The organism is Saprospiraceae bacterium, from assembly GCA_016712145.1.
In the GTDB taxonomy this organism is placed as follows: domain Bacteria; phylum Bacteroidota; class Bacteroidia; order Chitinophagales; family Saprospiraceae; genus Vicinibacter.
Window position 1 is genome coordinate 1,640,462 of record JADJRO010000001.1, and the last position, 14,856, is coordinate 1,655,317.

Annotated in this window: 14 protein-coding genes; 4 read left to right on the forward strand and 10 right to left on the reverse strand. The window is 36.5% G+C overall.

The annotated features are described in order from the left end of the window. Positions 1-110: 110 nt before the first annotated feature. The 4 genes from IPK91_07025 to IPK91_07040 form a co-directional block, all read right to left on the reverse strand. Positions 111-1,058, reverse strand: coding sequence for a hypothetical protein (locus IPK91_07025; GenBank protein MBK8297017.1), 948 nt, complete (start codon positions 1,056-1,058; stop codon positions 111-113). Between the two features lie 14 nt (positions 1,059-1,072). Beyond that, positions 1,073-1,759 carry a ribonuclease III gene (gene rnc / locus IPK91_07030; protein ID MBK8297018.1) on the reverse strand — a complete coding sequence of 229 codons (687 nt, stop codon included), beginning with the start codon at positions 1,757-1,759 and terminating at the stop codon, positions 1,073-1,075. Between the two features lie 71 nt (positions 1,760-1,830). Further along, positions 1,831-3,072, reverse strand: a complete 1,242-nt coding sequence (gene fabF / locus IPK91_07035) for a beta-ketoacyl-ACP synthase II (protein ID MBK8297019.1) — start codon at positions 3,070-3,072, stop codon at positions 1,831-1,833. Between the two features lie 70 nt (positions 3,073-3,142). Continuing rightward, a complete protein-coding gene (locus tag IPK91_07040; protein MBK8297020.1) occupies positions 3,143-3,379 on the reverse strand; it encodes an acyl carrier protein in 237 nt (78 codons plus the stop codon). 153 nt (positions 3,380-3,532) lie between these two features. Here IPK91_07040 and pyk point away from each other — a divergent pair, with 153 nt between their 5' ends. From pyk to IPK91_07060, 4 genes are read left to right on the forward strand one after another with little or no spacing between them, the layout of a single operon-like run. Further along, positions 3,533-4,957, forward strand: coding sequence for a pyruvate kinase (gene pyk, locus IPK91_07045; protein MBK8297021.1), 1,425 nt, complete (start codon positions 3,533-3,535; stop codon positions 4,955-4,957). Between the two features lie 22 nt (positions 4,958-4,979). Next, entirely contained in the window at positions 4,980-6,620 is a 1,641-nt protein-coding gene (locus tag IPK91_07050; GenBank protein ID MBK8297022.1) for a tetratricopeptide repeat protein, read from the forward strand. Then, positions 6,617-7,387 carry a DUF4292 domain-containing protein gene (locus IPK91_07055; protein ID MBK8297023.1) on the forward strand — a complete coding sequence of 257 codons (771 nt, stop codon included), beginning with the start codon at positions 6,617-6,619 and terminating at the stop codon, positions 7,385-7,387. The genes IPK91_07050 and IPK91_07055 overlap by 4 nt, the downstream gene beginning before the upstream one ends. After that, positions 7,384-8,598 (forward strand): peptidoglycan DD-metalloendopeptidase family protein, encoded by a 1,215-nt coding sequence (locus IPK91_07060; protein ID MBK8297024.1) that lies wholly within the window; start codon positions 7,384-7,386, stop codon positions 8,596-8,598. The genes IPK91_07055 and IPK91_07060 overlap by 4 nt, the downstream gene beginning before the upstream one ends. Positions 8,599-8,830: 232 nt before the next feature. On the opposite strand, the gene IPK91_07065 is transcribed toward IPK91_07060, so the two are convergent. The 6 genes from IPK91_07065 to IPK91_07090 all read right to left on the reverse strand — a co-directional run bounded on the left by IPK91_07065 (position 8,831) and on the right by IPK91_07090 (position 14,855). Continuing rightward, the gene (locus IPK91_07065) at positions 8,831-9,847 is read right to left on the reverse strand and encodes an Omp28-related outer membrane protein (GenBank protein ID MBK8297025.1); all 1,017 of its coding nucleotides are present in this window, start codon (positions 9,845-9,847) and stop codon (positions 8,831-8,833) included. Further along, positions 9,778-10,866, reverse strand: coding sequence for a hypothetical protein (locus IPK91_07070; protein ID MBK8297026.1), 1,089 nt, complete (start codon positions 10,864-10,866; stop codon positions 9,778-9,780). Before IPK91_07070 ends, IPK91_07065 begins: the two co-directional genes overlap by 70 nt. A 211-nt stretch (positions 10,867-11,077) precedes the next feature. Further along, complete coding sequence (gene rmuC / locus IPK91_07075) at positions 11,078-12,385, reverse strand: DNA recombination protein RmuC (protein ID MBK8297027.1); 1,308 nt, start codon at positions 12,383-12,385, stop codon at positions 11,078-11,080. A gap of 398 nt (positions 12,386-12,783) precedes the next feature. Continuing rightward, on the reverse strand, positions 12,784-13,602 hold the full coding sequence (locus IPK91_07080) for an energy transducer TonB (protein ID MBK8297028.1): 819 nt from the start codon (positions 13,600-13,602) through the stop codon (positions 12,784-12,786). 47 nt (positions 13,603-13,649) lie between these two features. After that, complete coding sequence (locus IPK91_07085; GenBank protein ID MBK8297029.1) at positions 13,650-14,216, reverse strand: biopolymer transporter ExbD; 567 nt, start codon at positions 14,214-14,216, stop codon at positions 13,650-13,652. A 33-nt stretch (positions 14,217-14,249) separates the two neighbouring features. Next, on the reverse strand, positions 14,250-14,855 hold the full coding sequence (locus IPK91_07090; protein ID MBK8297030.1) for a biopolymer transporter ExbD: 606 nt from the start codon (positions 14,853-14,855) through the stop codon (positions 14,250-14,252). Position 14,856: the final 1 nt, after the last annotated feature.

Sequence of the window (14,856 nt, forward strand, 5' to 3'; positions counted from 1 at the left end):
ATTATATTGAGTTTTATTTCCGCAAATCCTATCGAAGAATCAATCTGAGCTTCTGATAGTCAAACATCCGCTATTAAAATTTCAATTTCTTGAGCTTAATTCTACTAAACTTATTGCATTATACTAACTATTTCATAATCCATTATTACAGAAAAAACATTTAAAGAATTGTTTTCATACTCTCCGATGATAACATTTTGAATATTCGCTGTATAGGTGAGCAGCTGTTGAATTTCAGCGATACTATTTGTCAATCGAATCAATTGTCCGGATTCACTTTTTAGATACCAGGATTCCTGGTGTGAAGTAAATTTTACAGAATTGAGAATAAAACAATATTGCTTTAATAGTGGATTTATAGAAATCCGTTCGCAGTAAAGATCCAAGGCGGATTCTATTGTATGTGATTTAATAAAATACTCTGAAGCGAGGTAACTGGACTCGGATTGCATTTCTTTAATTCGTTGTGGTGAAGCAGATGGATAAAACTGTACCGAGCTCTTGTAAATACTGCCATTTTTAAATTGCTTGATTGGAACAAACCGATTGAATTGAAATTCTAAAAACAATACACAAGACTTGCAATTCAAACCATAAAACCAGTTTCGATTTACAATTAATTTATCCTCCTTTTCAGAAACAGTTCCGAGATAAAGCCAATCGTCTGTATAAAAAGAACTTTCAGAAAAACTGGTTTTTGTAAATGGAATTCCACAATAGTTTAACAAGTCCTCCTTTTCAAATTCATTCAACGCAACTATGTTTTTAAAGGACCTTACTACTAAATAAAATTCACCCAATTGTTGGAAGGTAAATTCCATCCAATTGGATCCTTTAGCAATTCGCTCTGGAATCATGCGCAATTTCCTAGCAATCCCTGGAGCACCGTAATCAACCATACGGCTTGCAATTTCGTTTAGTTTATCAGGATCATGTTGCAGTTGTGAAATGCCTGCAATCAATAATTCATCCAACCAACTATTAAATAGTGAAACGGCTTCCAGAAGTTTTTGCTCTTTTTGAAAATTGAGCCTTTTAAAATATTGGGCTTCCGCCATAATTAATAAGCGCTTTAATCCTTATCAGGATCATCCTTAACCCCAAGATGTTGGATTGCCAATTCGGATGCAAATTGTTCCGCACTTTTCTTGTTGTAATCTTCTGCTGAAGATATTTCTTGTCCGTCGATAAATACACCCACTTTAAAGCGATCCCTTTTATCTACTTTGTATTTACTCAATACTTTAAAATCAATTTCTCTGGAATGCTTTTGACACCATTCCAACAACTGGCTTTTGTAATTATCATCAAATTCTTCCAGTTGATCCATGTTGATGAATTTCTTGAGGATGGCACTGAGTATAAAGTGTTTTGTAAATTCAAACCCACGCTCAATGTAGATTGCACCCACCAATGCTTCCAATGCATTGCCCAACATCGATTGCGAAATGGCTGTTTGATTAAACTCCATCATCAAATGATCTAAGCCCATTTGTTCGGCTATGTAATTAAGCATTTTACGCTTTACAATTTTAGAACGCATTTTGGTGAGGAATCCTTCATTGGCAGAAGGGTATTTTTTAAATAGATACTCTCCAACCACAAAACTCAATAAAGCATCTCCAAGATACTCCAGCCGCTCATTGGATTGATACAAGCCATTGGTATCGTTAGGAAAATTATTGAGTGTGGATTTGTGATAAAAAGCCAGTTTAAAAATGTAGATGTTGGATGGAGTAAATCCAATTAAATGATGCAAACGCTCTGCAAAATGTTTATCCTTAGAGAAAAACTTGTGATTGGTCTTATTGTAAAACTTAACTAGGAATCCTAACATCTTTTAAAAATCACTGAACTGTTATGCCCTCCGAATCCAAAGGTATTACTTAAAAAAGCATTTACCTTTCGACTTTGTGCTTCATTAAAAGTAAAATTTAGTTTTGGATCCAAATCCGGATCCTCAGTAAAGTGATTAATGGTAGGTGGTATAAAATCATGTAAAATGGCCATAATTCCAGTAATAACTTCTATAACACCTGCAGCACCCAGGAGGTGGCCAGTCATAGATTTAGTTGAACTGATATTAACTTTATAAGCATCATCCCCAAAAACATTTACAATTGCTTTGGCCTCAGCAATGTCACCTAGAGGTGTGGACGTACCATGGGTATTTATATAATCTATTTGAGAAGGGCTTAAGCCGGATTCCTTTAAAGCCAAATGCATGGCTGTACTGGCACCCAGTCCATCCGGATGGGGGGCCGTGATATGAAAAGCATCTGCAGTAGCGCCAGAACCAACCATTTCTGCATATATCTTAGCTCCGCGTTTTTTGGCAGATTCGTATTCTTCTAAAATCAGGGAACCTGCACCTTCACCCAAGACAAATCCATCCCGATCCTTATCATAAGGTCTTGATGCCGTCATAAAATCATCGTTGCGCTCAGACAATGCCTTCATGGAGGAAAATCCTCCTACCCCGGCGCGGGTAATTGCAGCTTCTGAACCTCCGGTTACCATCATATCCGCTTTATTCAAACGAATATAATCAAAAGCATTTGAAATGGCATGTGCTGAGGAAGCACAAGCCGACACGGTCCCGTAATTAATACCCATCAAGCCATATTTTATAGAAATATGACCTGGTGCAATGTCTGAAATAAGTTTAGGTATCAAAAAAGGACTATAACGCGGTGGTCCGCTCGCTAAAGCTGCTTCAGAAATATCATGTTCAAGCGTATTAAATCCGCCGATTCCAGATCCCCAGATTACACCAAATCGAGCCAAATCCACCTGATCCAATTGGATCCCTGAATCTTTCATGGCTTCTTCAGCTACAATTAAGGCATATTGAGAAAATGGGTCAATTTTTCGGGCTTCTTTTTTATCTAAGAAATTTTCAACATTAAAATCCTTAAGCTGACAGGCAAAACGCGTCCGAAACAGGCTTGCATCAAAATAACTAATTGGACAAGCACCGCTCCTTCCTGCTTGTAAACCTGCAAGAAAAGCATCCTGGCCAATGCCAATAGGCGTTAATGCGCCGATTCCGGTTACTACGACCCGTCTCATTCGCTAATTATTGTTCGTATGCCCTTGAACCATTCAAAAGGCATGCTAAAATAACAAATTATTAAATTGATTATTTACAGTTAGCCTCAAGGTAGGCAATAGCTTGCCCTACAGTTTGAATTTTTTCTGCCTGATCGTCTGGGATAGATGTATCAAACTCTTTCTCGAATTCCATGATAAGTTCCACAGTATCAAGGGAGTCTGCACCTAAATCATTAACAAAACTCGCTTCGATGGTAACTTCAGCCTCATCTACAGCTAATTTGTCTACGATAATTTTTTTAACTCTTTCAGCAATTGTTGACATGATAATTTAGATTTTTTTATAATCAAGGCGCAAATTAAGGGATTCATTAAAGGATTACCAAAATAATTTTCGCTTTTTTTAAAGACCTTAGCCCTGTTTTACATTGTAAACCAAAGTTTTGCTAAATAATTCCCTAAATCTGATAATTATTTTATGATTCACCATAATACTAAAATTGTAGCGACAGTCGGACCAGCCTCATCATCTTATGATCAATTGGTGGCTTTGACTTTAGAAGGCGTAGCCGTATTCAGGCTTAATTTTTCACATGGAAGCTATGAAGACCATGAAAAGGTAATTCGGCATATTCATGCAATCAATGAAAAATTTGATACCCATGTGGGCATCTTGTGTGATTTACAGGGTCCTAAATTAAGAATTGGAACCATCGAAAACAATGGTTTGGAAATTCTGCCGGGTGAGGTATTAAACTTTATAAATAAGCCATGCATTGGAACAAAAGAACAGATTTACATGAGTTATGTAAACTTTGCCCGAGATGTCAAAGTTGGAGAAACCATCTTAATCGATGATGGAAAACTAGTATTTGAGGTTCTTACCACCAATGGAATTGATAAAGTCCAACTGAAATGTCTCTTTGGTGGTATTTTATCGTCAAACAAAGGCGTTAACCTTCCGGATACTGAAATATCCTTGCCTTCATTAACTGAAAAAGACCTCAAAGACCTTGATTTTATACTCAAACACAAAGTCAACTGGATTGCCCTTTCTTTTGTACGAAAAGCTCAAGACATTGAAGAGCTCATTCAATTAGTAGAAAAAGCCAAACATCCGGCCAAAGTGATTGCCAAAATTGAAAAACCGGAAGCCATTAAAAATTTAGATGCCATTATTAAAATCAGCAACGGCATCATGATCGCCCGTGGGGATTTGGGCGTTGAATTTCCAATTGAAAAATTGCCAACGATTCAAAAACTAATCATCACAAAATGCATTCAACGTGCCCGACCGGTGATCGTGGCTACACAGCTTATGGATAGTATGATTAATAATCCGAGTCCAACACGTGCAGAAGTAACCGATGTGGCCAATGCGGTATTGGATGGTACAGATGCAGTCATGTTATCGGCTGAGACCTCTGTTGGTAAGCATCCCGTAAAAGTGGTTACTGCAATGAATAAGATCATCTTTGAAGCAGAAAGACATTATGCTATTTTAACTAAAAGACCCCGTCCTTCCGATAAATCCTCTACTTTTTTGTCGGATGTGGTATGTTTTAATGCTGCAAAGACAGCAGAAGATATCAAAGCCCAAGCAATCATTGGGCTCACGATTTCCGGTTACACTGCCTTTAAAACGTCTTCCTACAGAACCCATTGCCCGATTTATATTTTTACCAGTGCAACGCACATGCTGGGAACTTTAAATCTGGTTTGGGGCGTTCGATGTTATTATTATGATAAAATGAGTTCAACCGATGAAACTATTGAAGATCTTATTGAAATTTTAAAGAAAGATCATAAACTGAAAGCGGGAGATCTCGTTGTTAATACCGGTAGCATGCCCATTCATAAAAAATTGCGGACCAACATGCTCAAGGTAACTGAAGTAGAATAATTTTAGCCCTTATGTCTAAACCATGCATAGATTATATCATACAATTTTAATTAACATTTTAGTTTCTTTCACAGCATTTAGTCAGGAAGTTGAAAAAAACCTCCTGAACCAAGGTATTTTAATTGATGCCCTGAAAGAAGAACAAATCGGTAATCGGCAAAAAGCCATTGATTTGTTCATTAAACTTAAATATGCTCCTGAAACCAAAGGAGTCAGCAATTATTATTTAGCTCGTATTTATCGGGAACAAGGTAAACACGACGAGGCTATGAGTGCCATTGACGAAAGCATCGCCGCTGAACCTCAGAATAAATGGTATTTGATTCTGAAAGCGAATCTGGCAGAAGATTACGGGCAGTTTCAAATCATTGCAGAAGTATATCAGAAATTGAGTCAATTGGAACCTGATAATTATACTTATTACGACAATGCAGCTTTAAATTATCTCAAAGCTGAAGACTTTGATAATGCTTTGATCGTATTGAATGCATCGCAATTACATTTTGGACTCCTACCACCCATTGGCATTAAAAAATCCAAAATTTTAGTTCTTCAAAAAAAATCTAAAAAAGCATTGAGCTTGCTGGAAGAATGCTTGGTAAAATATCCTGGTCATTTAGAATTAATTGAAGAAATCAGATCCATCGCCCTCGAAGAAAACAATACTGACCTATTAAATAAATATGGCTTAAAAACTAAATCTGTAGATGTCGAATCACAAAATCAACAAGCCCAACAAAACTTAACAAATTTAATAAATAACACAACGGTCTCATTGGATGAAAAAATTAAAACAATCATCAAAACGCTGACTGATTATATAAAAAATTCGAATACACAAGGAATTCAATCGTTAATTCCATTAACCAGTGAATTAATCAAACAATATCCGGAGAGTCCAAAATCATATGCGTTGATGGCTGATTTGCATTTTCAAATGGATGATTTAGTGCACTCCTGCCGATTTTATATCAAAACAATTTCGTTAGGTACAGTCCCCTATTCAGTTTGGGAAAACTTATTGAATTGCATTATTTCTTTAAAACATTGGAATGCACTTTCTTATTATTCAAATATGTGTATGGATTTCTACCCTGCACAAAGTTTTCCAAACTACTGTCAACTCTTAGCTTCGTTACAGTTACATAAACTTAATTTTTCTGAGTCGGATTTAAAAACCCTGCTTTTAAAAGTAAAATACAATCCAGTCAGAAATACAGATGCACTTATACTTGCTGCGCGATTGTATAAAATGAATCAAATATTGGTTGCGTCTGATTCCGCATGGCAGCAAGCCTTGCGTTCAAACTACAATGAACTTGCATTATTGGAATATTCACTCGATCAATCTGTTATCAATGGTTCAATTAGTGATGCCACACTCGCTACGCTTTTGAAATCAGGTCAAATTCATTTTGCAACCAAATTTTACAAAATTGCACAAATTTATTTCAATCGGAAAGATTTTGCAAAAGCACGTGATTACCTGGAAGAAACATTAAAATTCCCTATTGCGAAAAAGAAAGAATTGTTTCAAATGGTTGCATCCGTTTATGAAGCTTTAGGAGATACGCAACAAGCTAATCTCTCATTAGTAACAGCCAATGAATTTTCAGAAGAACGCATGGAGTATCCATTTATGCTTCAAAGCAAGGGAAAATGAAATTTTTGCTTTTAAATTTAGTAATCCTGTGTATCCTGATTGCTTCTTGCCATACAGCTAAAAAGCAATCCGAAATCGACCGCAATTCGAATGCAAAGAAACTAGACTCTTGCAATGTCGATTGCTTGCTTAATAAAATAACTGCAAATCAAAATTTACACTACTTTATGGGTAAAGGATCCATTCGGTATCGATTTGAAAATGACCGTCAGGATGCCCGCATTACACTTTACGCAATAAAAGATAGCCTCTGTTTAATTTCATTAAAAAAATTAGGAGTGGAGGCTTTTAGAATTTTATTATTGCCCGATCACATCCTTGTAATAGACCGCTTAAATCAGGAATATTCAAATCTCAACTATTCCGATTTACAAAATCAATATCAATTGGAAATTAAATTTGACTGGTTACAAAATTTGTTAAGCAGTGGATGCTTTATAAAAGAATTTATGGAATATCATGTAACGGATTCTGCTTTTAATTTTATACTTCAAGGAAATTCAAAAGCGTATGCTATTGCTTATACCCTGTCCAATCCAGAAGTGTTGTGTAAAGATTTTAAACTGGAAAATTCACAATATGCATTAAATCTAATCGTAAGCGACTATTTAAAACTTGAAAACAGGTCAATTCCTTCAAAATTTCAAATAGAATTTGAATCGATCGATCAATCTGTTTTAAATTTGGATTTAATTTGGAATGAAATTAAGTTGGATCCAATCCATCAGGTAAAATTTAGCATTCCCGATCACTATAAAAAAAGATGAACAAATTCACCCTAAAATCCATTCGCATAAATTTCCTTTTACATCCACAGTATAGGTACATTTTTCATGCGATTTGCAGCAGTTTGTTTATACCTATTGGCATTATTTTATGGTACCAATTAACTAGCCAAACCAATCCAGCAAATAAACCAAAGGATAGTCAAATTAAAGAGATTCAACAGGCCATTGACCAGACTGGTCAATTGATCAAGCAAAATAAATCGGAAAAAAATCAACTTCTTAAAAATCTTGAATTGTATCAAAGTCAGATTTCGTACCGAACTGAATTACAAAATGCACTTACGAATGAATTAGCCACTACACAGAATGAATTAAAAAATTTACAAGAGCAAAATAAGTCCAATGTATTAAAACTGCAACGTTTTAAAGAACAATATGCTGTTTTGGTAAAGAATAAGATTATTCACCGAATTACCTATAATCCCATGTTGACATTATTCCATCCGGAGGATCTGGATGCTAAAGTTTTAAAATGGTATCTATTGGAAAAACTGGAAAAGCAACGAATACAAACGCTGGATTCTTTAAAAACCTGGAATCAATTGTATACAAAAAACTTTCAAAAGCTTAAACTGGAATTAAATACCCAGGATTCCTTATTGAAGAATATTCAATCCGAAGAACTGCGTTTAAAACAAGATCTATCCAGTTCGGGACTGCTTATTAAAGAATTGGATAGTAAAGAGGCTAATCTCAATGCAACCCTTACGAATTACAAAAGGAAAAAAGAAGCGCTGACTAAATGGATAGAGGCCAGCGTTCATGAGCTTGTAAAAACGAAAACATCCACTTCAAAAACCAATCAGATTAAAAGGATGCGGTATCCCATGCAGTCCCCTACAATCATTTCGAGATTTGGGAAAAACATGGAATCCGGTAATAAAAATCTGGTCATCCGCAACAATGGAATCGATCTTCAATCACAAAATCCTTTTGTGAGTGCAGCCAATCCAGCAGAAGTTGTTCAAATTCGAAAAATGCCCAATCAATTGTATTTACTAATTACAAAATCTGATGATAATTACATTGTGTATTCCAATCTAAATTCAGTGTTACTTCGGAATGGAGAACGCATAGAAAGTGGAACTAATATAGGACAAGCAGCTAAAAACGAACAGGGATTTTATGAACTCCATTTTGAAACCTGGCAAGGCAAAACACCTACAAATCCAATGAAATTTTTAAAATAATTCGCGGTTCTTATTTTATCACAGGATCATACAAAGTCTAATTTTTAATAGCAGAAAAACTATAATTTTTTGTTCAGTCTGCCAAAAAATAATTCGAAAAGCAAATGGTCTTTTGATATATTTTGAAATGTATTTTCATTCACATTGGTCAATGTTAAATTTATTAAATCGATTGAAAATAAAAAAGCCATCCCAATGGAATGGCTTTTTTATTTTAATATCCAATTGTTCTTTAATGAGCAACAATTAATTTAGAAGTTTGTAAAGTAGTTCCTTGATATAAACGGATCATATAATTTCCGTTTTCCAACAAGTTAGTCTGAATCGGTAAAATAATATCACCAGATTGTTGACCATAATTTTTAGATGAAACGACGCGACCGGTTAAATCCAACAGCTCTATTTTTAAAGCAGTTGCCTCTTTTAAACTGATGCTGATTTCAGTTATAGAATTAGCTGGATTAGGCGTTGGATTCAAATTACTTACTGAAACGGATGGATCTCCAGTTGCAGTAAATAATCCTCTAGCCACAGCTTCATCAAAAGATGCTTCATTTCCATTAATATATTCTCCGTTAGGATCTAAGATGACTCCAACAAATTTCAATTTTGCAAGATTCGTTGTAGCTGGTATAATGTATTTATAAGATTTAATATAACTGGTTCCTGCTGGAATATCATCAGGTAAATCACCAGGCACACCAGACCAACCATCCATGATTGCACGTGCAACGTGATTGTATGTCATTCGAGCAGCTGGTACTGGATTGGGTAAAATTTCATACCCACCCATAACACCATTTGTGCCACCTGCATATGCATTCGATTGGTTATACGTTGATGCTGTTCCTTTAACACCATCTTCAACTACCATCATGTTAAAGCGGTGATCTCCTTGTACCGATTCTTCAAAGTCCGCTTTAACTTCTACAGTAACTTCGCGGGTAGCTGCATCATATTTTGCACCAAGATCAATAATTACTGGTGTCAATTCTACCACATGATCATAAAAAATCGGTTCCATTCCACTTGGATCTAATAAATTTTTTCTGTCCATGATTACACTTGGATATCCTGAAAAGCCAGGGAAAGTAGCAATCCCAGCATCATAATTTGCTACTGTCATAGGGTCTCTGTTGTGGACTGCAATTCCAACAAAATGTTGTGGAAATAATTTTGTTAGAGAATCCATATAAACAGCACCTCTTGGGCACCACTGACACCAGGTTCCGGTTGCTTCTTCAACCACAATTTTTTTATTTGGAGCCGGAGTAACTCCTTTAATGGTACAGAGCGGCTGTTATTTGATGGCTTATCATCTACACTTGCATTTACTTTAGTAATTGCAATATCAATTTTACCAATTCCTGCAGCATAATTAATACTTCCACTCAATGGCAGGATAGCAGATTCTTTTAAACTGTCTAAGTTTAAAGCATAATTTTCTGTGGTTATTGGTCCACCATTTACAGACCATTGCACTTCGGCAGCAGTTATTTTAGTACGTCCAACATTTTTAATTTTTATGGATGCAGGTGCTGTACCTCCAGTCAAATTTTTTGGTCTAACGGTAACACCAGATAAAGTAGCATCCAGATTAAGTGCAACAAAAGGTTCGTAGGTATAACTTACATCATCAACATAATAAGTCGCAAGGTTATTTGAACTGGTTGGATAAATGTCCATTGAAGCCACAGCATTGTTTGGATTAGCCCAGGATCCAAGGGATTTATCATCAATAAAAGCTTCCCAATTATTATCGGTCATGTTGGCAACCACTTTTATTTTAAACCAAGCATCTTTCGGATGTGTACCTTTTGCGATCGTTCCTGCACCACCCGTACCTAAGGTAAATCGAACATCTCCGTTAGGATCAAAAAATGCATCCAAAGACCAGATTCCTCCAACTGCGGCATTTCCCTGGAAATTAAAATAACCACCTGTGCCATTTACTACGTACATCCACATTTCCAATGTGAATATTCCACTGGTTTTACGGCCTCCAAATGGAAGAATCACGTCAGCTGGCCCTCCACCTGCGGCGGTACTTAAAAATTTAATGGATTTTGTGCCGCTGTGTGCTTGTTCGTTGCTCACTTTGGTATCATCAGCACCCCCTTTTACGCCACTCCAGGTAGTCCATTTAGTTGAACTAACCCCAAGGAAAGCACCTGCTGTGTATGCCTCAAAATCGTCCGAAAACGAATTTTGGGCAAACACATTGCCGAAATTTGCTCCAATGAAAATCAATAGTAAAATTCTCTTCATATCAGTAATTTTTTCTGTGAATAAATTATTAAAGGCTCCAAATATAAGGATTAGATTAAAAATGAGCTGAAAATTAACGTTTTGTGGTTGAAATGGATCGCTTTGCAGGACTTAGGCTGATTCTAGGTCTACTCCTGCAACATATTACGCTGGGAGTAGGCTCAGCCTACGGCTAGCTTTCGTTTAGTTTGAAAATTACTATTATGAAATATTAAATTATGTCTGTTTCCTCTTCTTCTTCTGATTCATCAAAAGACATTAGGGTTCCGGGTATTTCTTTTTGAGAATTGAGTCCAAGTTTTTTCATTTTTTCAGCGCGACTGACCAAACTTCCACGGCCATCTCGTAACTGTCCAACTGCTTTGTGATATGCATCCTGTGATTTATTGAGATGCTTGCCAACATCTTCCATGCTTTCTAAAAACCCAATGATTTTGTCGTACATACGTTCTCCTTGTTTGGCAATTTCCAATGCATTTTTACTTTGTTGTTCGCGCTTCCAGAGGTCAGCAATTAATTTTAGGGAGGTGATTAAATTCGTCGGACTAATCAACAATATTCGTTTGGCATAGGCGTAGGCCCACAGTTCCTGATCTTCCTGCATTGCAATGAGATAAGCCGGTTCGATTGGTACAAACATCATGGTAAAATCCAGGCTTTCAACTAAGGTATCGTATTTTTTATCACCTAATTGATCAATATGTTGGTACATGGATTTTACATGTTCCTTAAGAGCTGCATCCTGATCTTCTTTTGTTTCAGAAGATGAAAAACGATCGTAAGCGATGAGTGAAACTTTTGAATCAATGATGATCGTCCGGTTATCAGGTAAATACACCACAACGTCCGGTTGAAGGCGTTTACCATCTTCGGTTTGCATGCTGACTTGAACTTTATATTCCCGGTTCTTCTGCAAACCTGATTTTTCCAAAATACTTTCTAATATGATTTCACCCCAGTTTCCTTGTTTTTTAGATTGTCCTTTAAGTGCTGATGCAAGGTTATTGGCTTCCTTACTTAATTTGTGATTCATTTCAACCAACTCCTTGACACGTTCTTCCAGTGAAAAACGTTGCTTCGATTCTTTATCATAAGTTTCTTCGACACGTTTTTTAAACTGATCTATATTTTCACCCAAAGGTTTTAGAAGACTGTCAAGATTTTCTTTGTTGGCAGATGTAAATTTCTGGGATTTTTCTTCCAGAATTTTTTGTGCCAATTCTTGAAATTCCAACTGTGCACGATTCTTCATCTCTTCAAAATCACGTTTTTGGTTTTCCAGTTTTTCAAGAAAAAAATGATTTTGAGTTTTGCTTTCAGCCAGGTTTTGTTTCAGCTGATTAATTTCATTCTGGCGCGCGTAATTCTCATTTTTTTGTTCAGTTAATTCACCAACTGCTTTTTGCAACTGTTCCTTAGCATTTTGAATATGACTCAACAGCGATGCATTTTCAGAAATCAAACTATTGAGTTCACCTTGTTTCTGTTCAAGTTTTAAATTATTCTGCAATAATTGCATATCATATTCCTTGAGTCGTTCATCAGCTGACTTTATTCGAGCTTCCTGCGAACTACACAAATTTCTAAGTGCTTCTCCTTTCTTATTTTGGTTTAAATAATTGAGTAAAAAAAATATCAGACCGATTGCAAGCCCGAGTAAGAGCGAAATAAAATCAAATGATTGCATGGATTAAAATTAAAACAAATTTGAGTGATCCCGGGTTTTGAAATGGGTTGGTTAAATTAATTATTCTGTTAGTTTTAGCCCTCTGTAAATTCTCCAGCTTCCGTAGAGGATGCAGGCAATAGAAAACACATAGCCCCAAGGTGCTGAAATTATAGGGTAGAAATATACATACCCACCCAAGACGATGTAGCTGATTCCCAATAAAATGAAAAATATCCTTCGCAGGAGCACTAGCCCTCCAACTTAAATCGGATTGGGAGCGTAAAACTCACCGGGACGGCTTTGCCATTGTGTTTGCCTGGTTTCCAATTTGGCATGGATTTGACTACCCGTGAAGCTTCCTCGTCGCAACCGCCGCCAATGCCTCGGGCAACCTGTACCCTTTGGATGTCGCCATCTTTGGTTACGACAAACTGGATTACTACGGTTCCTTCAATTCCGTTTTCTTTGGCAATAGCCGGATAACGGATGTGCTCACGTATGTATTTCATCATGGCTGCATCGCCATCTGGAAATGCGGGCATTTGTTCAACAAACTTAAATACCTCTTCCTCCTTTTTCTCTTCAACTACTGGTGGAGGAGGTTCAAGCAAGGATGCATCGATTCCATCTTTATCGCCTTCTTTCGTTTCTGTGGCAATTTCCTTATCCTTCATTTCCTCAATTGTTGGAGGTGGTGGTTCTTCTTCTTTTACTTCCTCATCTTTTTTAACCTTCGGGGGAACAAATTTTATTTGATCTTTAATTGGTGGAGGCTCTACTTTTGGTGGAGGAGGTGGCGGTGGTTTTTTAGGATCCAGCGGTGGTGCATCTGCTAAAACCACTTCTTTCATAATTTCTTTATCTGCTTTTTCAGGGATCCAACCTTTCACCATTTTAATGATCATGGGCATACTGATTCCCAATATAAAAAGCAAGATGCCCAAAATGGCAGAACGAGCCATGTTGTCGTCGTAAATTTTACGCAACAAATAGGCACCATAGGATTTATTTCGTCCTTCAAAGACGATTTCATCCATGCTTAGTTTCATATAATCTTTATTCTCCATTGCTTTTTATTTAAGCGTATTAATGGTATAACAAAAATTTCTTCAATTTATTTCCTGGATTGACCAATCTTTAAACAAACCAGACTGTCCACTGGATCATTTGGCTTTAAGATTGCGTAAGTCCGAACATTGTTAATGGTCATTTCATCCAGAATATCAACGATGTTTTTGTATTTAGACCCTGGTAAGGGTTTAATCATTACAAACAAGTTGGTCGTATCCGTCCACATTTCGTGGACTTCTTTGATTCTCCTTTTAATAATTTGACGAACGCCATTGGCACTGTAATCCACACTGTCTAATTCCAAATTGGTATCGGCATTGATTTCATCCGGAGATACATACCAATACACTAAATTATTATTACCCAAAAGGAAATTGACAGTTTTGGACATTTTGATGGGTGGTTCTTCAACATCTTCCTTTTGTTTGGCCGGTTTATTTACCTCCATGGTTTTGGGTTTATTGAAGGTAGTTGCCAACATAAAGAAGGTAATCAATAAAAAGCCCAGATCCACCATCGCTGTAAGGTCTACACGAGTAGACATCTTTTTCGATCGCGCCTTCTTTTTTCCTTTCTTCGCCCCACTTTCCGGGACATTCATTTCAGCCATAATTCATTTGAATTGTTTGCTTTAAAAATGATTTTACTCTTTACCGGTTCGAGCCGATGTAATTAAATTAAAACGATTGACTTTTTGTTCCTGAAGCGTTTCAATTACTTTATCAAAGGCTTTGTATTCAGTTGTCTTATCTGCCTTAATGGCAATTCTTAAATTATTATTGGCACGTCTTGAAAATAAAATCAAGTCCTGCAATTGATGTTCACCTCCCGCGGTATCAATTTTCATACCTGGTTGTGCAGCTGTTGCACGGGTATTAATATCCTGATCCAAAAATTGAGGCAACTGGCGAATATCCATTCCCCACAATTCAGTGAGTCGAAATGCATCCCGTTGTTTTGGTGAAAATTTTATACTGTAGGCTTCCTCCAGTTTATCCAATAAAGCCAAACGGGTATTTTGATCATCCAAACCCATAAATACTTTTCCATCCGGTGAAATATGGATCATTAATATGTCCTTATCTGGAATTGGAATTTGGGCCGTTGAAGAAGGGATGTCAATTTGCACAACCTCTTGTGGTCTGAATTTGGTAGTAAGAATAAAGAAGGTCAATAGTAAGAATGCGACATCACACATCGCAGTCATATCAATGGCCGTACTTTTTCGTGGAACTTTAACCTTTGGCATA